The 21,701-nt window shown below is 43.5% G+C and carries 13 protein-coding genes; 5 read left to right on the top strand and 8 right to left on the bottom strand.

Translation table 11 applies throughout. The annotated features are described in order from the left end of the window. Window positions 1–11: 11 nt before the first annotated feature. Window positions 12–950: a VOC family protein gene (locus AC0L6N_RS02135; protein ID WP_473478467.1), complete on the bottom strand. Its 939-nt coding sequence runs from the start codon at window positions 948–950 to the stop codon at window positions 12–14. Between the two features lie 199 nt (window positions 951–1,149). Beyond that, window positions 1,150–2,202: an amidohydrolase family protein gene (locus AC0L6N_RS02130; protein WP_473478464.1), complete on the bottom strand. Its 1,053-nt coding sequence runs from the start codon at window positions 2,200–2,202 to the stop codon at window positions 1,150–1,152. A gap of 115 nt (window positions 2,203–2,317) precedes the next feature. On the opposite strand from AC0L6N_RS02130, the gene AC0L6N_RS02125 reads away from it, so the two are divergent. Next, window positions 2,318–3,229, top strand: a complete 912-nt coding sequence (locus AC0L6N_RS02125; RefSeq protein WP_011573735.1) for a LysR family transcriptional regulator — start codon at window positions 2,318–2,320, stop codon at window positions 3,227–3,229. A 94-nt stretch (window positions 3,230–3,323) separates the two neighbouring features. On the opposite strand, the gene AC0L6N_RS02120 is transcribed toward AC0L6N_RS02125, so the two are convergent. Then, on the bottom strand, window positions 3,324–4,019 hold the full coding sequence (locus AC0L6N_RS02120) for a GntR family transcriptional regulator (RefSeq protein WP_473478462.1): 696 nt from the start codon (window positions 4,017–4,019) through the stop codon (window positions 3,324–3,326). A 262-nt stretch (window positions 4,020–4,281) separates the two neighbouring features. Here AC0L6N_RS02120 and AC0L6N_RS02115 point away from each other — a divergent pair, with 262 nt between their 5' ends. Beyond that, entirely contained in the window at window positions 4,282–5,331 is a 1,050-nt protein-coding gene (locus AC0L6N_RS02115; RefSeq protein ID WP_473478461.1) for a Rieske 2Fe-2S domain-containing protein, read from the top strand. A 1,184-nt stretch (window positions 5,332–6,515) separates the two neighbouring features. On the opposite strand, the gene AC0L6N_RS02110 is transcribed toward AC0L6N_RS02115, so the two are convergent. Both AC0L6N_RS02110 and AC0L6N_RS02105 read right to left on the bottom strand, forming a co-directional pair. Then, on the bottom strand, window positions 6,516–8,672 hold the full coding sequence (locus AC0L6N_RS02110) for a multiheme c-type cytochrome (RefSeq protein ID WP_473481225.1): 2,157 nt from the start codon (window positions 8,670–8,672) through the stop codon (window positions 6,516–6,518). Between the two features lie 571 nt (window positions 8,673–9,243). Next, a complete protein-coding gene (locus AC0L6N_RS02105; protein ID WP_473478459.1) occupies window positions 9,244–10,809 on the bottom strand; it encodes a sulfatase family protein in 1,566 nt (521 codons plus the stop codon). Window positions 10,810–11,134: 325 nt separating this feature from the next. Between AC0L6N_RS02105 and AC0L6N_RS02100 the strand changes: the two genes are divergently transcribed. The 3 genes from AC0L6N_RS02100 to AC0L6N_RS02090 all read left to right on the top strand — a co-directional run bounded on the left by AC0L6N_RS02100 (window position 11,135) and on the right by AC0L6N_RS02090 (window position 15,303). Further along, window positions 11,135–12,712 carry a sulfatase family protein gene (locus AC0L6N_RS02100; RefSeq protein WP_473478456.1) on the top strand — a complete coding sequence of 526 codons (1,578 nt, stop codon included), beginning with the start codon at window positions 11,135–11,137 and terminating at the stop codon, window positions 12,710–12,712. 67 nt (window positions 12,713–12,779) lie between these two features. Further along, window positions 12,780–14,255 (top strand): sulfatase family protein, encoded by a 1,476-nt coding sequence (locus AC0L6N_RS02095; RefSeq protein WP_473478454.1) that lies wholly within the window; start codon window positions 12,780–12,782, stop codon window positions 14,253–14,255. 145 nt (window positions 14,256–14,400) lie between these two features. Beyond that, window positions 14,401–15,303, top strand: coding sequence for a sialate O-acetylesterase (locus tag AC0L6N_RS02090; RefSeq protein WP_473478452.1), 903 nt, complete (start codon window positions 14,401–14,403; stop codon window positions 15,301–15,303). 422 nt (window positions 15,304–15,725) lie between these two features. Here the strand turns inward: AC0L6N_RS02090 and AC0L6N_RS02085 are convergent, their stop codons facing one another. From AC0L6N_RS02085 to AC0L6N_RS02075, 3 genes are all read right to left on the bottom strand, one after another. Next, window positions 15,726–17,357, bottom strand: coding sequence for a sulfatase family protein (locus AC0L6N_RS02085; RefSeq protein ID WP_473478450.1), 1,632 nt, complete (start codon window positions 17,355–17,357; stop codon window positions 15,726–15,728). A gap of 3 nt (window positions 17,358–17,360) precedes the next feature. Continuing rightward, window positions 17,361–18,932, bottom strand: coding sequence for a sodium/sugar symporter (locus tag AC0L6N_RS02080; RefSeq protein WP_473478448.1), 1,572 nt, complete (start codon window positions 18,930–18,932; stop codon window positions 17,361–17,363). 135 nt (window positions 18,933–19,067) lie between these two features. Further along, window positions 19,068–21,581, bottom strand: coding sequence for a glycoside hydrolase family 2 TIM barrel-domain containing protein (locus AC0L6N_RS02075; RefSeq protein ID WP_473478446.1), 2,514 nt, complete (start codon window positions 21,579–21,581; stop codon window positions 19,068–19,070). Window positions 21,582–21,701: the final 120 nt, after the last annotated feature.

Raw genomic sequence — 21,701 nt, 5'->3', positions numbered from 1 at the left:
GAACACTGAGATCATGCAAAATAACGATCAGGTGGCTCAGAACTCCACACATCCATTTCCACTTCTGCTATGTTATGTACGCGTGAACCATCACTCGCTCTTAACCGATCGGTGTCTGAAAAGGTTTCAAATCGATTACGATCTGGGTCACGCCACACATCAAAAATGTGGCTGCCATGGGGATGTCGACCTACGCCCCACACCAATTCATATTCTTTCGATTCTAAATAGCGATGGGTCATAAATTGGGCTTCGAAATCTTGGGCTTCGAAACTAATATGGTGACACGCCGTTTCACCTGTTTGACTTTGCATTAATGCAATGACATGGTGATCAACCAGTTCTTCACCTCTGTCCAAGCGACAGAAACCAACAATTTGTACCTGAGGCTGCCCCGGGATGTGGTATACATCGCTTGGGATAAGACCTAGAACATCTTTATACCAAGGTAAACTTTGAGCAAAGCTTGGTACAAATAACCCTACATGACCCAACCGGAATAATTTCGCCGGCGCCATAGGTCGTTTAGGCTCAAAACGTTCGTTACGAACATATTGTCCTGGTGCGTTCATCACTAATTGCTCGTAAGGCGTTTCAGGGGAAACCCGCTCAATTCCATACACCAGATCAATTTTAAAACCATTCGGATCTGTCAGGGTTACCGCTTGTCCACCGCCTGGCGTGGTTAGTTCGCGAATGGCACTTGCACCATGTTCTGTTACTGCTGCTTCTAGGTCGCTAAGGGCTTCAACTTCGAAAGCAAGCCCAATAAAACTGGCTGTATCTGCTTTTTCAGCGATATATGAAAAGGCATCACCACCGCCAGTTCGCATAATTAGTTTTTGATCAGTGCGCTCTACGGTTAATAAACCGAAGTCTTTGGCAAATGTTTCTGTCTGGTCCAAATCCAGCACTTGAAATTTGACATGATGGGGGCTTTTTAGCCTCATGGGGTTACTCCACTTGTTATTAATTTATTTATTGAGCTTTTCAACCTCAGCACGTATTTCGATATGAGAAAAAGCGATGTACTCAATCTTTGGGTGAATATAGGCACTGAACCTATTACCGTCCAATGACAAAATACACACCCAGCTATTCGTGATACTTATAGGTTGAGTGAAAATATTCTTCTTATTTACAGGTCAGCTAGCTACTTTTAACCGTCAGCCCAAGTAGTTCTACTGCGTTGATGCCGAGAATTTTGGCTTTATCTGTTTCAGATAGCTCACTGTGAAACCCCACAGGATCAGGCTCAGCCATATCAAACGGATAGTCGCTGCCCAGACAGAGACGATCTGAACCGTGCGTGCGCACTAAGGAGTCCAACTGTTCTTTGTCGAACACCAAAGTATCAAACCATAGTCTGCGTAAATAACTTGAAGGGAGATGTTGACAATGCTCACTGCAATCAGCGCGAGCTCGCCAGCCATGGTCCATGCGCCCCCAGTAACCTGGAATATAACCACCACCATGGGCGACACAAATTTTCAAACTTGGGTAGCGGTCTAACACGCCACCGAAGATCAAATGCCCCACGGCAAGTGTTGATTCCAACGGATTGCCGATGAGGTTATTAAAATAGTATTCCTTCATTCGGTGAGCATGGGTAAAACCAAGAGGGTGAATGAAAAGTAAAATACCAAGTTGTTCAGCGGCAGCAAAAAAAGGCTGCAATTCGTCGTGATGTAAATCTTTGCCATTAACATTGGTACTGATCTCAATACCACGAAGGTTAAGTTCTAGTGCACAACGTTTCATCTCTGCAATTGCCAATGGGATATCTTGCATAGGTAACGTCCCCATACCGACAAACCGTTCAGGGTGACTGTTTACGGCATCAGCAATACCATTGTTAACGGCCTGGGCTGCTGCCAGACCTGTCTCAGCATCGGTGTAATAGAAATACTGGCCAGGATTGGGCGATATCACTTGCACGTCCACTCCTAGTCTGTCCATATCCTCAATACGTAAATTTATATTGTTAAGCGTCGGACCGATTGTACAAAACTGCGCTTTGTTCACCTCATTCGATTGAGGGCTTGAAAATTCATGGATCCCTGGCGGTGGGCCCGGATACTTAGCCTGCACAATTTTATCAGCTGCCGGTACATTCAAATGACAATGAATGTCTACAACCAAATGTGTGCCTTTTTTATTCACCGTGATTACATTTTTCTCTGTACAGCAATCAGTACTCATACACCTAACCTTCTATCAAAATGGCGACTCATCACGCTACTCTCTATCTATGACCTATAAACGTCCAATCAGAATTAACCTTGCAAGCAATAAGTAACGCTGATAGGTTACAAAAATGAGATTCGATGGATTAGACCTAAACCTGCTGGTGGCCCTAGAGGCATTAATTGAAGAGCGACACGTTTCCGCTGCAGCGCGTCGCATTCATCTTAGCCAGCCTGCGGTTACCGGTGCCCTCAAGAGATTGCGCGAATACTTCAACGACGAGCTTCTCGTGCAAAGCGGCCGACGTATGTTTCTGACTCCAAAGGCAGAGGCACTAGCCGAACCAGTGCATCGGGCATTACTGCAAATAAGAGGTGAGATAACGCGCGCAGGTAGTTTTAATCCTCTGACCACGACACGTCATTTTGTAGTATCCGTTTCTGATTACGCCTATACCATTTTGTTGGCTGATGTGGTTGCCAAAGCAGCATCGTTAGCTCCTTCAGTTACCTTTGAAATAGTGCCTCCCAATGAGCAAGTCAATGAGCGCTTTGAACGAGCAGAAATCGATTTGTTGTTAACCGTGGATAGGTTTGCCCTGCCCGGACACGCATTTACCGAACTTTGGCGAGACGAAGAGGTGATCATTAGCTGGCAAGGAGCGAATTTTGATACCATTGATGCTGACACTTTCTTTGCTTGTGGGCATGCAGTAGCAAGCTTCGGCCTCGAGCGCAGACCATCAATCGCAGACAATCATATAAACCAAGCAGGCTGGAAGCGTCGCGTAGAAGTTCAATTACCTGATTTCGGCGCATTATGCCAAGCCGTAGTGGGCACCAAACGCCTTGCCACTATGCACCGCCGATATGCTCTGCACTTCGCAAAACTGTATCCAATCAAGCTTCACTCGACATGGGAACCCTTTCCTAAAATTGTTGAGGGTATGCAATGGCACAAAGTGCGCAACTTGGATCCGGGGTTACAGTGGTTAGCTGGTTTGATAAAGGATGGCGCTGACGCTGTAAACGACCGTTCTTAATAGCGCCTGTCGTTGAAATGCACTTATATAAGCCGTAACCCCGACTTATAAAGTACGTCTATTATCGCGATGAAGCGTTAAATTCGCTAGGGATCTAATCAAGCAACTTATATTTACCCTGTTCATCCCACAGATCACCATAACTTAAAGCCACGTTAGCGTGTTCGCGCATGATAGCTTCAGAGCGTGCGCCTTGGCGTTTAATTAAGGCGTCAAATACCCCATGGTGTTGCATATGGGCATAATTAAAACGACGAAATTCTCGGTCAAGTTGTGCAGGGTTAAACACCAGCGCTGTGGCGGATGCAAAAGGCAAATTTTCATTTAATTTCAAAGCAGCGTGAATAGCAGGATTCCCGCTAGCCTGCAAAATTAAATCATGGAAGCGTTTGTTTAAACGCTGATACGACTCAATATCCAACTGGCTTATATAGCCCTTACTAAACAAGTCATCCCCTTCGACTAAGCAATCTTTCATCTGCTCGATGGTGGGATCATCTAGGCCCTTTTCCGCTGCTTGCCTAGCCGCTAACCCCTCTAGCACGCCCCTAACTTCAATAGAGCCTAAAATTTCATGCTGCGTGATTTTCCTGACCATATAGCCCCGACGAGGTAATTTGGTCAGCAACCCCTCTTGTTCTAAAGCACGAAATGCGATGCGCACCGGCGTCCTGGAAATACCCAGTAATTCAGCGGTAGGAATTTCAGCCAGACGTTCACCTACAGGAAATTCGCCTGATACAATTTTATCTCGCAAAATGCTGACTATCCCTTGCCCCTCTCGCGTCATTTGTCTCTCCTGTATTGGGTCACTAAAAAACGTTTCCCAGTATAAACGTAATCATCCTTTATTGGATCCAATTCAAATAGGCATCTTGCTATCGTCATGGGGATTGAGATTGTAATCAGCCGCATACACACCCCACAAGTCGCTTTCACTCTACATATTACCTCATAATAAAACTAAATTGGATCCAATAACTGCTATTTTGAATTGTTTAGCCCGCTAAAATTGCATAGAATGGATCCAACGTTAACAAAAGGTTAAATTTATGTCTGTGCAAAAATATCCATTAAATACTTGGTACGTTGCTTGTACACCAGATGAAATTACGACGGCCCCCTTCGCTCGTAAAATATGCGGCATCGCCTTAGTGTTTTTCCGAAATACTCATGGAACGGTGGTTGCTCTAGAGGATTTTTGCCCTCATAGAGGGGCTCCTTTGTCCTTAGGAAAAGTCGAAAATGGTCAATTAGTGTGTGGTTATCACGGCTTACGCATGGGTGACGATGGTGCTACTAAGGCAATGCCCAATCAACGTGTTCAGGCTTTTCCCTGTATCCAACGTTATGCAGTCGTTGAGCGCTATGGGTATATCTGGATTTGGCCGGGCGATAAAAGTTTAGCCGATGAATCCTTACTGCCAAAGCTAGAATGGCCAAACAATCCAAACTGGGGTTATGGCGGTGGGCTATATCATATCAAATGTGATTATCGCTTGATGATCGATAACCTGATGGACCTAACCCATGAAACCTATGTACACGCCAGCAGCATAGGGCAGAAAGAAATCGATGAAGCGCCCGTTACCACGAAAGTTGATGGTGAAAGTATTGTCACCAGCCGGTTTATGGACAATGTAATGGCACCGCCTTTTTGGGCATCGGCCTTGCGCGCCAATGATTTAGCCGATGATATTCCTGTCGACCGTTGGCAAATCTGTCGCTTCAACTTACCCAGCCATATTATGATAGAAGTGGGGGTTGCTCACGCAGGTAAGGGGGGTTACCTAGCGCCCAAAGAATGCAAAGCGAGCAGCATAGTGGTTGATTTCATCACCCCCGAATCTGATCATTCCATTTGGTATTTTTGGGGGATGGCAAGAGACTTTAAACCCCAAGATAGCGAGCTTACGAATTCAATCCGCAATGGACAAGGCGCCATCTTTGCCGAGGATTTAGACGTATTAGAGCGACAACAAGAAAATCTATTACGTCACCCCGATAGGACACTTCTTAAATTAGATATAGATGCAGGTGGAGTGCGTGCACGCAGAATGATTGAGCGCGCGATTAAACAAGAGCAGGCTTCTGCGAATTAACCTAGCTACTGTCAGCCTTGCCAGTTAGGGCGCCAGCCCTGACACAGGGCTCGTTTTGTGTGAGTGTATACTCACTAGTTGCACACCTAACCTTGTGGGGGGCGGCCAAAATTCTTACGTCTCAATTTCCAATTGTGTGGCCGATGGATAACGAGGCCCACTAATGTGCTTAGGATGAAATACCTGACTGAGTTTTCTATTGGGTGGATGTTAAGCGAATATTGGACGCCCTACATTGTCCCGCAAATGAGAAATTTGCATCGTAGCGGGTATTAGATGAATGCGCGGATACTGTATTGAGTATCCGATAACTGTTCTTTCAATATCAATATCGACACCATTCCCATGCCTTAAATCTGACGTTGCCTTACGTTTTAGCGAATGGATCCCGCCCTGTTTAATTATTTTGTGATGGCGATAAATGGTATCGCGGGAGACGCAACTAAGAAAGAATGCTTCTTTTGCATCTTCGTATCTTCTATGGGCATTTTCAGGCTCTCTGACTTCAGTTATCGATAGCTTACGTCCGACGAAGTAAGTACCGAATGGCTTATTTTCACCAGCTCGGATTTCAATTGTTTGGTTTGCGACAGGGCGTTTAAGCGGAGAGCCAATAAAGTAGAATTTGCCCTTGTAGCTAATCGTATGGTTGTTGCGTATTTTCCGGTAGACCTTACTGATGCAGATATCATCAAGGTCAATCCGCTACCCCCAAAAAAACAATAAGGTCCGCGTCATGCAAGGGCTTGTTAGTAAATGGCGGTGAGAGGGAATCCCCGCCATGCCGCTACAGGCCACAGAACTCGTGCTGTTGAGTTAGAATAATATAAATGTGACAGAGTAAAGTTGATAATTAATCTTCAATCTCATATTAATCTTTACGGGTTAGCTTTTAATTACACACTAAATATTTTCCAATGAGCAACCCGCAGTAGTCCAATAAATTCATACCCCCTATTAAAGATGAGACGATCTTCTTGCTTTGCGCATCCTTAGCGCTATGGGAAGAAAACGAATTTGCTTTAGCATTAGTTCGACTAATATTTTCTCCTTCATGACCAATCTATTATCTTGAGCGAGGATTTTACGTTGTTCTCGCAAAGCGAAAAGAAGTCAGAAACATTGTTAACAGATATACTAAAAGATAATAAATCACGCTCTTCAACTGCTCTCAACATTGACCACTATTGCTGCAACGCACGCAATTTAGATTCGTATTGCTGCGCTTTATCCGTTTGGCCTGTCTTGTTCAAATAGCTGATGAGCGCACTTAGCACGTCAGTATCAGTTGGCCAGCGCTGATGAGCCTTTTCCAATTCACTGATAGCTACATTAGTGTGGCTTTGGTGGTCGAGGGCAACGGCATAAATATAAGCAAAAGACGGCAATGCTTCATCGCTGTGTGCTGATATTTTCAAGTTCGCCAGCGCTTGCCCATATTGTTTCTGGCGAATTTTAAACAAGCCTAACGCGTGATTGGCTTGGGCATTGTTCGGCTCAACGTTTAGTGCCTGGGTTAAATACCCTGCGCCTTTTTCGTCTTGGCCCTGCTGGCGGTAAAACTCAGAGATTTGAATTAACACCGGTATATAACTGGGTTCGATTTTGTAAGCAATTTGATAAGCTTGCTCCGCCGACGCCAAATCCCCCAGACTGGTATGCAAATGACCGATGGCCAATTGGGTAATAGGCGAATCAGCGTTCAGCTCAAGCATGTCACGGTATCCATTTAGCAGTGGCATCAGTTTCGCTTTATCAACACGTGACAACTGACCCACGCTATCCACTAATAGCCGGGCCATTTCGAAGCGTACCGACTTACTCGGCTCATTCAATTTTGCGCTCAATACCTGCCAACGTGCCTGTGGGCTAAGAATTTCTAGGGACTCAACGGCTGCCCGGCGCATTAAGGTATTTTCACTTTCAAGATTTTCGAGGGCAATATCTACCCCTTGCTGGGAGCGATATTGACTCAAGTCAGCCAATAAAGACGCTTGGCGTAAGCGGCTGTTATCAGGGTTTTGAATAAACGCTATGGCTTCGTCTAACCCTTGAGGAGCAACATTTTGCACATGTTGACGGGCAGTTTGCCACGCGTTGTGCTTGGTATTGCTGCCCCATACTTTTTGACTGGCTTCTCGCCAATGCTTGTCGTCTTTGTCATGACAGGCTAAACAGGTTTGTGGCTCACTTGATTCGTTGTTAAAGCTCAGATCAGGTAATAAAAAACTATGATCCCTTCTATCATCCACACCCATATAGGTTTTTTCGGGCATGTGGCAGTTCACGCACATCGCACCGTCTGTTTGCGGAGTATGGTGATGATGCTCTGGGCTATTAAAAGTGTCAGCCTGATGGCATTGTAAACATAGGCCATTACCCTGAATTTTCACTTTCCCCGTATGTGCGTTATGGCAATTTGAACACGTTACGCCGGCATGTTGCATTTTGCTTTGCATAAACGAGCCTGCCACAAAAACCTCTTCATTGATGCTGCCATTAGCATGATAAAACGGCGCGCGGATCCACTCGAGTCGGTTGTCATCCACAAAACTTTGCTGAGGCTGCTTGGCGTCTGCATCAGAAAATGGATGACTTAGAGGAGTGCGTAATGAATGGCAACGAGCACAAACGTTTACCTCACTGTTATTTGGTTTTCCATCAGCATGAGCGATAGAGTTACCTTCACCAAAAGCAAAATTCTTTAGCGCTGGCAGTACCTGAGTAAACCCCGATTGATCTTTCGTTAAAGCATCGCTTCTTGCCAGTTCAATGTGCTGCTCTGCTGGACCGTGGCAGCTCTCGCAGGCCACGTTCACTTCACTAAATTGAGTGTTAAACGCATTGGTTTTCGGCTCAAAATTACGTTTTAAATCGGTGGTATGGCAATCGGCGCAGCGGCTATTCCAGTTTTGAAAATGGCGCTGCCAAAAAAATGGGTGCTGCGGAGTGATTTTTTCAATCGGCTGTAAATGAAACCAGCGCTGACCGCCATCTTCTTCGCTGCGGCTGTCCCAAGCAACGTTAAACGCCTGCAGTTTCCCCTCACCAACATCGATTAAGTATTGCTGCAAAGGATAAAAGCCAAACGTGTACGGTACATCAAAGGTTTCAACCTTATTTTGTTTGTTGGTGGTGGTGATTTTGTAATGGCCGTTTTCGACAAAAAAGCGTGTTTTTATATTATGAAACTCGACATCAGTATCCGCGAAGTCCCCTAACACACTGTCTTTGGTCGCCTCTTGCATGGCTTTGAAATGGTCGGACTGTTGCCACTGTTCATATTCACTTTGATGGCAACTTTGACAAGCTTTGGCTCCGACGTAATGTGGCCCTTCAATTTTCGAAGCGGTTTTAGAGGTCGCTTTATTAAACGCACTAAAAGATGCTTTAGAAAGCGTTTTTGACGGTGCTGTGGACGGTGCTGTGTAAGAAGTATCGTAAGGTACCGAACCGCTATTTGTACCCTCAGCAGCACTGCAGAGGCTAAAAAGTGCAGCCCATATAGAAGAAAACAATAAAGTGTAAAATGTAATTTTCTTCACATGTATCGCATCTACTACATACCGCTTCGCCACGTTCAACTGCTTATATCCTTGTCAAAATTACTGATCTTGTTTCGCTAGAACCTAAACGCTCTTTAAAGCATCACTGCAAATAGATTTATACCTAACGGCTCTACTTCAGGGAAATTAAAGAGCTGATATTACAGGGAAATATTGCTTTAAGAAGTGCTCATGTAACCTTCTTTTATATTGTAGGCTTCCATCTGTCTATACATCAGCAATAACAGAAAATTTTAATTTGTAATCAATACGTATTTCAGCACTTGGACCGGACGAAGGACTTCTGGCGAAGTCATTGGAGCGGCTCCAAATGCTGATTTTTCAAAGACGAGTACGCCCAAGTCTTCTATTCTTTTTTGATTGCATTCAAACGAGCTTGAAATTTAGCGACCAATTCTGGATGCTGCTTAGCTACATTATTTTGTTCAAATTTGTCTTTTGACAAATCAAACAGTTGAGCTGACGTTTGCAGACCATTCGCTATCGCTGTTTTATTCGCCAGCCAATCCGGTGTTTGGCCATTAAACGGCTCTATGTATTTCCAGTCTCCGTTTCTAAGTGCCAAGGTAAAGGACTCCTCGAGCATTTCCTCTCGCGCACTTGCACGGCTGTCCAGTAGCGCCGGTAGTACGTTAACACTGTCAGATGCTCCGTCTTTTTCTAACTTTGCGCCAATTAACTCAGCAAATGAGGCATATAAATCAATATGACTGAGCAACGCATCGCTTTCACCATTTTGAATTAAACCGTTTGGATAAGTCACAATCATAGGTACACGCGTGCCCGCTTCATAAGCACTGTATTTGCCACCTTTAAATCCGCCAGCAGGATCATGATCGCCCCGCAACTCTTCGGCTTGGTCATTGTAGCCGTCATCCATTACTGGGCCATTATCACTTGAGAATACTATCAAGGTGTTATCGTACAAACCCTGTTTTTTAAGTTCGTCAACAATACGCCCTGTCATCCAATCCATTTGTAAAATCGCGTCGCCTCTTGGTCCCATACCGGATTTACCGGCAAACATTTTGTTTGGCACTCGAGGAACATGGATATCATGAAACGGAAAGTACAACATAAAGGGCTGATCTTTATTTTCCTGAATAAACGAAATAGCTTTATCAGTAAAAACCAGCGGAATATCTTCATCAACCCACTCGGCCGATTTACCTCCGGCCATCCAACCGATACGGCTGATACCGTTCACAACGGTTGCACTATGTTGCAGATCAGCGGTTTGCTTTAGAGTCTCAGGTGATTCCGTTCCAACAGGCCTATGTCCGATTCTTTTTTCATAGCTGACTGTTATGGGGTCGTTGGGATCTAAGTTAACGACGTTATGATTTTCTAGAAATACGGTAGGTACCCGGTCGCCCGTAGCAGGCATCAAAAAGCTGTAATCAAACCCTAATTCAATTGGCCCCGGCTTAACATCTTTGTTCCAATCAACAAAACCATCGCCAAGTCCTAGGTGCCACTTACCTACCACGCCTGTAGTATAACCGGCTCGCTGAAACATTTTAGGCAGCGTTGGCTTAGTATGGTCAATAATAAGGGGGGCGTCACCGGGTAAAATAGCCGCATTGTTTCTAAAAGCATACTGCCCCGTCAACATTGAATATCTTGAGGGCGTGCATGTGGCAGCAGTACTATGAGCATCCGTAAACTTTATGCCCTCAGCAGCTAAGGCGTCCACATTAGGTGTTTCTATGGCAGTCATACCATAACTGCTTATATCGCCATACCCTAGGTCATCTACATAGAAAATAACGACATTTGGGCGCTTTTCACTCATCACATCATCCATCTGAGTGTGAGTCGATATTTCTCTATCAGGATTTGAACAACTTGATAACCCCATTACAGACGCAATTAATGCGCCACTAACCAATAAAATTTGTTTTATGTTCATAATTCCTCTTTAACGAATTGCGGACGAGTCTGGTTTACAGGTAAAGGACAACGATACCCCTAAATATCACATAAAAAATACAATACCGCTAGTTTAAACACCAACATTATTAACAAACCATTATTAATCGTTCTAAAACGCAAATAAAAAAATAATAAAATCAGTAGATTAAGTTATTTATTTGAAAAACATGATGTAAATAAATGCAACAAAAAATAAGGACAACGATTTACCAATAATAAAAGTAATGGTAATGTGAATGAATAAATATATTTCGCCTTGGTCACCAACAAAACTGGTGAATTAACTGGATTGAATTATCGAAATGAAAAAATTATTTTTTATCCTATCTTGCATTGCAGTGCTAAGCGTTTGCTCAAACGCACTTGCAGATACCCCGAAGCCCAGTGAGCGAGTAACCAAACCAAACATCATCATATTTTATGTTGATGATCTAGGCTATGGAGACTTAAGCGCCTATGGGGCAGAAAGTGTTACCACTGCACATGTCGACAAGTTAGCCGCGAATGGGATCAAGTTTACAGATGCCCATAGTTCAGCAGCGACTTGCACACCTTCTAGATACTCGTTGTTAACAGGTGAGCATGCCTTTAGAAAAAACATACGAATATTAAAAGGCGACGCCGCTATGGTCATTTCGCCCGAACAGCCGACTTTGCCCAAGTTATTAAAAAAAGCAGGCTATACAACGGGCGTAGTGGGTAAGTGGCATCTTGGTTTAGGCGCCGATACGGCCCCTGTGAATTGGAACGACGACGTTAAACCCGGTCCGTTAGAAATTGGCTTTGACTACAGCTTTTTAATCCCTGCAACAGGTGACCGCGTACCTTCGATATATCTGGAAAATCATAACGTCGTGAACCTAGATAAGAATGATCCTCTTTATGTTGATTACAACAAAAAAATCGGTAACAGGCCGACCGGCTATGAGCGCCCTGACTTATTACGTCAGCAAGCAGATAGTCAGCATAGTCAAAGTATTATTAATGGTGTGAGTCGAATAGGTTGGATGGCCGGCGGAAAGTCAGCTGAATGGGTAGATGAAGACTTTTCTACAGTGACCACTGAAAAAGCCAATACTTTTATTTCGGATAACAAAAACACCCCCTTTTTCTTATTCTTTTCATTTCATGACATTCATGTTCCTCGCTTACCGAATGACAGATTTAAAGGCGCGACGACTATGGGCGTGCGGGGTGATGCCATTGTGCAAATGGATTGGATTACTGGCCAAGTTGTTGAACATTTAAAGGCCAATAACCTATTAAACAATACCCTTATTATATTCACCTCTGATAACGGTGCAGTACTGACAGATGGCTACGACGATGACGCTTTAACATTAATCGGTGAACATAAAGCCAATGGTCCTTTTAAAGGTGGTAAATACAGTGCATATGAAGCCGGAACTCGCGTTCCGTTCATCGTACATTATCCCTCTAAGGTCAACGCGGGAGTAAGTGATTCACTAATAAGCCAAATCGATATTTATGCTTCTGTCGCCGACCTACTCGGTTTACCGCTTGATGAAAAAGAAGCCATTGATAGCGAAAACTATTTGCCCGCACTTTTTAATCCGAACTTACCCGCGAGAAAGACGCTAATAGAAGAAACCCCTCATATCCTTTCACTGCGCAGCGGAAGTTATAAATACATACGAGCGACAGATAAAAATGCCAGCTTCGTCGTAAAAAAGAAGAATATTGATCCCGGTACAATGAACACGCCTCAATTATTTAACTTAGTATCTGATATTCATGAAGAGACGAACCTTGCCAAGAAACTGCCGCAAAAGGTGAACGAAATGGAGCTAATAATGCAAAGCATAGAAGCACGCCAGACCCGCTTAGAATCAGGAGCAGCAACACGTGAAATCAACTAAATACGTTCTTATTCTATTATCTTTACTGATCTCAAATACTGCTTCGGCAACCGAAGGAGCCTCTAAGATGAAGTCGACTCATCCGTCGGCTAAGCAACCGAATATCATCTGGGTGGTACTAGAAGATATTTCATTAGATTTAGCCTACAACGGTACCCCTGAAGTAAAAACCCCCAACCTAGATACAATAGCCAGTGAGGGCGTTCGCTATAGCAACGCCTTCGCCACCGCCGCTGTTTGCTCTACCGCACGCTCAGCGATTTTTACGGGTATGCATGCCACTAGTATTGGCGCACAGCACCATAGAAGTCACTTAAGCGATGACTACACTTTGCCAAAAGATGTGAGAATGGTATCCGAATATATGCGTGACGCAGGTTATGTGAGCTTGTTAATGGGACCAAAGCAAAAAACAGATTTTAATTTCACACCTACAGTGAATGCATTTGATGCCCAAGACGGTGAGATAAAATATTCGGGAGGAGCTTATACTCACGCTCCCATTGACACTAAAATTTTAGATAAACCAGCCTGGAAAACCTACCAAGAGAAATATGCTGATAAACCTTTTTTTGCCCAAATTAATTATAGTGAGACTCATCGTACATTTATAGCCGACCCAGATGATCCCATCAATCCAAAAGACGTTAAATTACCAAGCTACTACCCTGATCACGAGATAACACGGCGTGATTGGGCACTTTATTTGGAAACTGTGCAAACGGTCGATAAAAAAGTAGGTCTGTTATTTGATGAACTAGAAGAAGCCGGTGTTCTTGATAACAGCATAGTATTCATTTTTGGCGATCATGGAAGAGCTATGCTGCGCGATAAACAATGGTTATATGATGGTGGTTTACGCGTACCACTTATCGTGTGGGGTAAAGGAATACCAGCAAATCAGAGTAACGATACGTTAGTGAGCCTCATCGATATAATGCCTACCAGTATGGACCTGGCGGGAATAAAGGTGCCCCAATATATCGAAGGAAAAGTGATGTTTGGGCCACACAAAGAAACCAGAGACTATGTATATGCTCATAAAGATAGGTGCGATGAGACAGATGATCGGGTAAGAGCTGTGCGCGATAATCAATTCAAATATATAAAGAATTTCTATCCTGAAAAGCCTTACACAGACTTTAATGCTTATAAAAATCTACAGTATCCAGTAATGGCTCTGATGAATAAGCTCCATGCCCAAGGCAAACTGACCCCGCAACAAGCCTTATTTATGGCGGATTCTCGCCCACCGGAAGAGCTTTACGATACGGTTAACGATCCAGATGAGGTCAATAATTTAGCGACTGATCCGGCATATAAAACGCAACTCATCCGACTTAGAAATCAACTTAGTTTGTGGCAAACACAAACCGGTGACATGGGCATGGTCGATGAAAACCCTAAAGAGATCCAATATTGGGATGATTTTTTCGCCAAGCATTATAAAAAAACCATGCTAGAGAGAGGACTAGCGCCTGATATTAGTCCCGACGATTATCTAATCTGGTGGGATAAATTCTTAACGAAACTAGGTAAATAACCCCCTCGCCAGCATCGTTACACAGCATATATCAGAGTATGCTGTGTAACGAAATATTCAGACAATAGTCCCGAGACCTTCCCATCTATGAAAAGAAATAGGCTTTATTATTCAAAGCAACTCGGAACCACTAATAGGAAAAAAGATGTCTCACAGATTGACGAAAATATTAGGTGTGTTGCTAGTTGTGACGTTTTCACTTGAAACTGCGGGGGCACCTCAAGCCGCAGGACATCCCATTCATGTCGTGCTACTCGCTGGTCAATCTAATATGGGTGGCGCAGGAAACTATGAAGAGCTTGCGTCATCCGTCATCGAGCGTATACAAAAGGTATCCTCACGCGTTAACGTCAGTTTAGGTGGCAGAAAGCCGCGGCCTTTGTCATATGAAGTATCTAAGTTTCATCAGGATAAATATGGCATTGGCAGAAAATTTGGCCCCGAGTTATTCGTAGGATTAACCCTTGCCGAAAAATATCCGGATCGAGAGTATCTGTTGATCAAGACGGTACAAGGTGGAACGTCGCTCTACGGTGCATGGAATCCTCAATGGACAGCCGAAAAGGCTAAGCGCGTAGAGCGTGGAAGCGTTAAGCAAAACTTGCAGCTTTACCCCCTTCATCTTACCAATGTGCGAAGTAATTTGGCGCGTTTAGAGCAAGACGCAAGGCTTTACAACATAACAGGAATGCTTTGGATGCAAGGTGAAAACGATGCGGCAACAGAAGTGGCTGCACATAGCTACAAAGCTAACTTACTCAGACTCATTGACGGATACCGAAGTGAACTGGAAGTGATTACGATGCCTTTCGTTATTGGACAAATTAATTCAACTTATGGACGCTACCCCAGCGGGCCAGATATGGTCAGGGCGGCGATGGCCGACGTGACTAATATGCTTCCCAGCACTGCTCTTATCAGCACATCGACGGATAGATCGTGGCATGACTATCCCAAACACTCAGATAACGTTCACTACAACACTCTAGGACAAACTCGCCTAGGCATAGCGTTTGCCGAGACATTAGATTCGCTGACCAACCCCTAATTAGATACATCAAATAAATAGCTATGGTTTGTTATATGTTGCCCGAAAAATAGCTTCTAACATGTCATTGTTTGCCAGGCTTAGAAAGTGCCCTAACGCATTGAACTCGAACGCTTGCTGCATAGACAGCGCAATACTCAAGACCAGCGTATCATTCTGCGATTAATACCCAGAGAAAAATAACAACTCAATGATGACATGTACCCATGGTTGCCTAATAGATGAGTGAGCACCGATTGGCATTAGTGAATGCACCCTACCTTTAATAATATAAAATAATCTTGCGAGGTAGCGAAGTTACGCCTTGGCGAGGGGAAACGGAGTGAGCATAAGAAAGAATTTACGATACGTTGATTCATTGCAGGATCGTACATTGATACATTTTCACCTTACAGATCCTGTAAGGTGAAATTCAGCGCATACTATTGAAAACTTTTACGATAAAGCTGTTCGATTTTGTCGTAATAGGGTTTGTTAGGCTTTGGCATATAGTCAGGCCAAGGCATTTTGTCGTAATAATCATCTCCTTTCACACCCTCTGCATCAGGGTGGCGTTTTCTGAAACTTTCACACTGCCAGCTGACACACTTTTTCCCCCAAAGATCGATAGTCTCTTTAATCGCTCGGTCTGACTCAGGGTACGCCCCTTTGTCGTCTGTTTTTGCTATCCAATCTAACAATACTTGGCGATGCTCCTTGAGCACTTTAGAGTAGTCAGGATTACCGACTAAGTTGCTAATTTGATGCGGATCGTTCGCAATATCGTACAATTCTTCAGCCGGTTTTGTGGCTGAAAAATACTCAGCTTGCACCGGCGTCAATGTGCCCGCTTCAAATGCTTGTTTGAACTCTATGCTGAAAGGTTTCTTATCTCTAAATTGAGGCTGCGAACGAGGAATTTCAGGGTGGAAATTACGTATATAACGAAAGTTTTCTGAGCGCACTGTGCGGCCTCTATCGAAACTAAAATCCATACGATCTTTGGCTGAAATAACATATTTACGTGGCGTAAGTTTAGCTGCAAACAAATCTTGACCATCGTAACTATCTGGCACGTCAATACCTGCCAATGCAAGACTGGTTGCAGGAATGTCTAATCCACTGACGAGATCTGCTCTGACCTTGCCATGTTGGTTTAGACGTTGCTCACCTGCAGGCCAATTGACGATAAGCGGTACATTCAAGCCCCCGTCATACAAATCTTGCTTATGTCTCAACATGCCCATTCCATGGTCAGAGAACCAGAAAATGGCGGTGTTTTCTAACAAGTTGTTGGCTTTGAGCGTGTCAATAATCTCAGCTAATTCGATATCCGACACAACCTGGGTTTTATAATGTTTAGCCCACTCTTTTCGCGTTGCTGGCGCGTCCACATAATAAGGCGGCAAGGTCATTTCATTTGGATCAACTTCTGGGATATTTTTTCCCTCAAAATGCGTATGTTTACCACCTTTCAATTGCAACTGGCCAAAGAAAGGTTTGTTTTTTAACTTACTCGCCCAATTAAAATCACTGCCATCTTGTGCACCTTGAAAGCCAGCAATACCATCATGAGCATTGTATAAGCGCGAACGGTCATAACTAAAGTTATAATCATCCTTGCCAATATTAAAGGTCTGATAACCGGCTTCAACAAACAGTTCAGGTACCGTTTTATAACCTTCAGGTAAAAACTGCTTATTATACCCAGAGCGAAACGAGCGATGATCTTGCAAGTTTAAAGTTGTCTGGTACTGGCCTGTGACTAAGGCAGAGCGACTTGCTGAGCACACTGGCGCTGGCTGATAGACTTGGGTGAACATCACACCTGAATCTGCTAACTTTTGAATATTCGGGGTATCGACAGTGTCATCTCCCCAAGCGTTATTCCAGGGATTCTGGTCTTCCATATAGATCCACAGAATATTTGGAGGGCTTTTGACCTCACTCTGGCTGTTATCAATTGCCACCTGTTCACTACTACTACAGCCACTTAATAAACTACCTGAAATCATGATAACTAGACTCAGTTTAGAGATGACGCGTTTATTAATGAACGATCTAATTTCCTTCATTGTTTACCCCCAAGCACTATAGAATGCCGTTAAAATTGCGATGATTCCCGCCGCTAAAATATTATATGAAACCGTCGTTTCAAAATTAACATCGCCTAGCGAGACGGTCTGAGATTCATGTTCACTGTTTTGTGTTTTTGTCACCAGCGAACACACCACTGCGATTGCCATGCAGCATAAAAATACGACCCCCACTCTGTCCATGAATGGCAATTCGGGGAAGGCCGCACGAAATAAAAACGAGAGTGCGGCAGAGCTAAGGGCAGCCGAAATAGCCCCGACAGAATTCATTTGCTTCCAAAACATACCCAGTAGAAAAATAACCACTATTCCTGGTGTGAAAAAGCCGGTGAATTCTTGAATATATTGGAATGCTTGGTCAAAATTTCCGAGTAAAGGTTTGGCACTGATCATAGCGATAATAAGCGCTAATACACTTACGATCCGGCCCACCTTTACATAATGAGTTTGGCTCCTATTCTTTTTGATATGTGAATAAATATCCATCGTAAAAATCGTCGATACGCTATTACACATAGAAGCCAAAGACGAAACGATAGCGGCTATGAGTGCGGCGAATATTAGCCCTTTTAGCCCTACAGGCATCAATGTCATCAAGCTAGGATAAGCTTCATCCGCACGGTTTAAGTCAGGGAAAAGAACAACGGCGGCAATGCCTGGCAACACGACGAAAAACGGCACTAAAATCTTAAGATAAGCAGCAAATGCAATACCTTTTTGGGCTTCTTTTAAATCCTTAGCGGCAAGGGCTCGCTGAATAATATACTGATTGAATCCCCAGTAACTTATATTCATGACCCACATTCCCCCAACAAGCACAGAAATACCGGGTAAGTCAGCATAATGGGGGTTATCAGAGCTGAAAATCATGTCAAACCTACCAGGCAAATCCTCAGTGAGCACTGCGAACCCAGCGAACATGCCATTGCCTTGTGAAACTAAATCTAGGCTTATGTAAGTCAACATTAGGCCACCAAAGATCAACAAAACAACCTGAATAATATCCGTGTAGGCGACGGCTTTAAGGCCACCATATGACGAGTAGGCAAGTGAAAATAACCCCAGAAAAATCATGCCCGTTGCTAGATCAACACCTGAAATAGTATTGATGGCTAATCCGCCTAACCACAACACTGCGGTCAAATTTACAAACACATAAACTGCTAACCAGAAGACCGCCATAATCGTTTTAACGCGCTTATCAAATCGTTGCTCTAGGTACTGGGGCATGGTGTAAATATTGTTTTTCAAAAAAATGGGCAGAAAATATTTACCGACAATAATAAGAGTAATCGCCGCCATCCATTCGTAGGACGCAATAGCTAAACCCAAGACATATCCCGAACCTGACATACCAATGATTTGTTCTGCCGATATGTTTGAGGCAATTAATGATGCACCAATTGCCCACCAAGGCAATGATTTACCTGCAAGAAAATAATCTTCTGTATTACGTTCGTGCTTATTTTCATTGCGAGAAATGTAAAGCGCCAGCGCCAGCAACGCCACGGCATAGATAACAAAAATGCTGATATCAATAGTCGAGAGATTCATGATGAGTTTTTCCGTGTTTCTTAGATTTAATCGATTGAACAGCTAAAGAACTGTGTCTTTCGTTGGGAGCCAACGCCAAGTAAAAAATTTCCTTTACTTGGCACGTCTCAGAACATCGCGATGCTCACCGCAGCATTACTGACTAATCACTTCGGTAGTTCCATCACGCAACTGATCTGAATAAGCTCTAATTTTGATGTTTCCTGGTTCACCGGTTTTACTTTGAATAATTAGCATCGCTTTACCGCTGAAAAGCCGTCTATAGCTAGCCTTGAATGGTTCCACAGTGGAAGAGTCACCATTTCCAACACCCGCAATGGTTGCCGGCCCATCAACAAAAAATTGTATTTTGTTATCTGCATTTGGTACTGGATTACCATTTTTATCTTTTACGATGACAGTGACATAAGACAAGTCGACACCGTCTGCTTTAATATCAGTACGATCAGGCGTCAATTCGATACTGTAAGGTGCGAATGCTGTTTTAATGATTTTAGTCGCCACCACTTTTCCGGCATTATAAGCCACGACTTTTAGCTCACCGGGTTGATATGCTTCATCCCAGCGCAAGCGGTATTTAGATTCGAACGATTTAGTCTCTTTATCTTCTCGAAGATCTACCGGTAAAGTAACGGTGTCGATACCTTTCACCTTACGGCCTTTAGATTCACCATTAATAAACAATTCGACCTCTTGGGCATTGGTATAAACAAAAATAGGAACAACGTCACCAACCTTATTTTCCCAATTCCAATGAGGTAGTACATGCACCATAGGCGTTGCAGTCCACTCACTTTGATACAAATAGAATCTATCCTTGGGAAAACCAACTAAATCTACGGCACCAAACGACGAACTTCTCGCAGGCCAATCTTGATTCCAATAGGCTTTGTTTCCATGATCCCGCCCCCCATAAGGTGTCGGTTCGCCCAAATAATCAAATCCAGTCCAAACAAACTCCCCCATCACATTTGGATTATTTTTTAAATTCTCGAATTCAAGATCGGGTATGTAAGCCCAAGGTGGCGTTACTAGATCGTAGCTAGTCACATAATTTGATTCATGTTTGCGGTATTTTTCTAACGGAAAGTGGTAAATACCTCGGGTACTAACAACTGAAGATGTTTCAGTCCCTAAAATCAACCAATCACTATTTCTTTTGGTGACTTCACCATACTTGTAGGCTTTGTAGTTCAAACCCACAATATCAAGCTCATCGGCTAGGCCATTATCCAGTGCATCGGGGTACATGCTTAGCCCAGCAGTTACTGGGCGCGTTTTATCTTCATTTTTTACGATATCGGTAAGCTGTTTCGTTACTTTCCAACCATCTTTCTCTTTTTGCTCCATGATTTCATTACCGGTACTCCACATTATGATCGATGGGTTATTGCGGTTTTGGATCACCATGTCGCGTAAATCTTGCTCATGCCACTGATCGAAGTACTTATTGTAGCCGTTGATAATCGTGGGCTTTTCAATCTTCCACATGTCAAATGCTTCAACTTGCAGCAAAATCCCCATTTCGTTGGCTAGCTCGACCAATTCAGGTGATGGTGGATTATGTGATGTACGCACCGCATTGGCGCCCATCTCTTGCATAATCTCCAATTTTCGTTGAATTGCTCTGCGATTAGCGACCGCGCCTAAAGGACCATTATCATGGTGTAAACATACCCCTTTGATTTGTACACGCCTGCCATTTAACCAAAAACCATCATCCACTTTAAATTCAATTGAACGAACTCCCAGCGGCGTAGAGTATTCGTCGACAAGCCGGTTATTTTTCCAAACCTCACTTTTAATGGAATAAAGATGAGGATTGTCGATGTCCCATAAAATAGGATTAACGATGTCAAACTGGCTACTCGGCGTAATAGTTGATTGTGCATCCATACGATATTCGCCAGAGGATTGAGCAACTAGATTTCCCTTGGCATCCTTAATGTAATGGATCACTTTGGCAGTATTAGCATTGTCGCTAACGTTAACTAAGGTTGTTTTTAGTTCAACTTTAGCCAACTCTTGAGTGACAACAGGTGTGGTGACAAAAGTGCCCCACGGCTTGATATGCAGAGGATCATTGATTTCTATCCACGTATTTCGATACAGGCCTGCCCCCGAATACCATCTTGCGGAAAAATTTTCTGGGGACAATTTAACCGCGATAGTATTTTCGTCACCTGGCGGCTTAAGAAGCTCAGTAATGTCATAGTTAAACGCGACGTATCCAAACGGTCTTTTACCCACTTCATGCCCATTTACATACACAGTAGAGTTATCCATTGCACCATCAAAAGTGACTGAAACACGCTTATTCTTTGCATCATTGTTCAGTACAAAATGCTTTCGATACCAGGCAGTCCCAAAAATGGGTAACCCACCATTTCGCGCATTGTATTTTTTGTCAAATGGACCACTTATCGCCCAATCGTGAGGCAGTGTGACAGGCTCCCACGACTGATCATTATTTGTTACCTGCTCAGCACCCACTTTGTCGCCTTTATAAAAGTGCCAATCCTCATTAAATAATTTTTTGGTTCCTATACCACTGTGAGCAAGTCCATTTACCGAGTAAAAAATTATACACAAGCCGACAATCAAGCTTGTCTTCGTTTTACTACTTATTAGTTTTAAAGCAGGAATCATTTCATATCACCTAAGAAAGAATAGCTGTAAGTACGAGCCTTACTTTTTGTTATCAACCCGAAAATATTGCTGCTAAGATTACACCCACCAAAACAATTAGGCAAACGATGCCACAGATAT

It is taken from the genome of Paraglaciecola sp. G1-13, from assembly GCF_055809255.1.
The sequence above is the reverse complement of the archived record's forward strand: the minus strand, read 5'-3'. Positions and strand labels throughout refer to the sequence as shown.

Coding starts and splice junctions, on each gene's coding strand:
- AC0L6N_RS02135 (WP_473478467.1), bottom strand. CDS start 950: ATGAGGCTAAAAAGCCCCCATCATGTCAAATTTCAAGTGCTGGATTTG.
- AC0L6N_RS02130 (WP_473478464.1), bottom strand. CDS start 2,202: ATGAGTACTGATTGCTGTACAGAGAAAAATGTAATCACGGTGAATAAA.
- AC0L6N_RS02125 (WP_011573735.1), top strand. CDS start 2,318: ATGAGATTCGATGGATTAGACCTAAACCTGCTGGTGGCCCTAGAGGCA.
- AC0L6N_RS02120 (WP_473478462.1), bottom strand. CDS start 4,019: ATGACGCGAGAGGGGCAAGGGATAGTCAGCATTTTGCGAGATAAAATT.
- AC0L6N_RS02115 (WP_473478461.1), top strand. CDS start 4,282: ATGTCTGTGCAAAAATATCCATTAAATACTTGGTACGTTGCTTGTACA.
- AC0L6N_RS02105 (WP_473478459.1), bottom strand. CDS start 10,809: ATGAACATAAAACAAATTTTATTGGTTAGTGGCGCATTAATTGCGTCT.
- AC0L6N_RS02100 (WP_473478456.1), top strand. CDS start 11,135: ATGAAAAAATTATTTTTTATCCTATCTTGCATTGCAGTGCTAAGCGTT.
- AC0L6N_RS02095 (WP_473478454.1), top strand. CDS start 12,780: ATGAAGTCGACTCATCCGTCGGCTAAGCAACCGAATATCATCTGGGTG.
- AC0L6N_RS02090 (WP_473478452.1), top strand. CDS start 14,401: ATGTCTCACAGATTGACGAAAATATTAGGTGTGTTGCTAGTTGTGACG.
- AC0L6N_RS02085 (WP_473478450.1), bottom strand. CDS start 17,357: ATGAAGGAAATTAGATCGTTCATTAATAAACGCGTCATCTCTAAACTG.
- AC0L6N_RS02080 (WP_473478448.1), bottom strand. CDS start 18,932: ATGAATCTCTCGACTATTGATATCAGCATTTTTGTTATCTATGCCGTG.
- AC0L6N_RS02075 (WP_473478446.1), bottom strand. CDS start 21,581: ATGATTCCTGCTTTAAAACTAATAAGTAGTAAAACGAAGACAAGCTTG.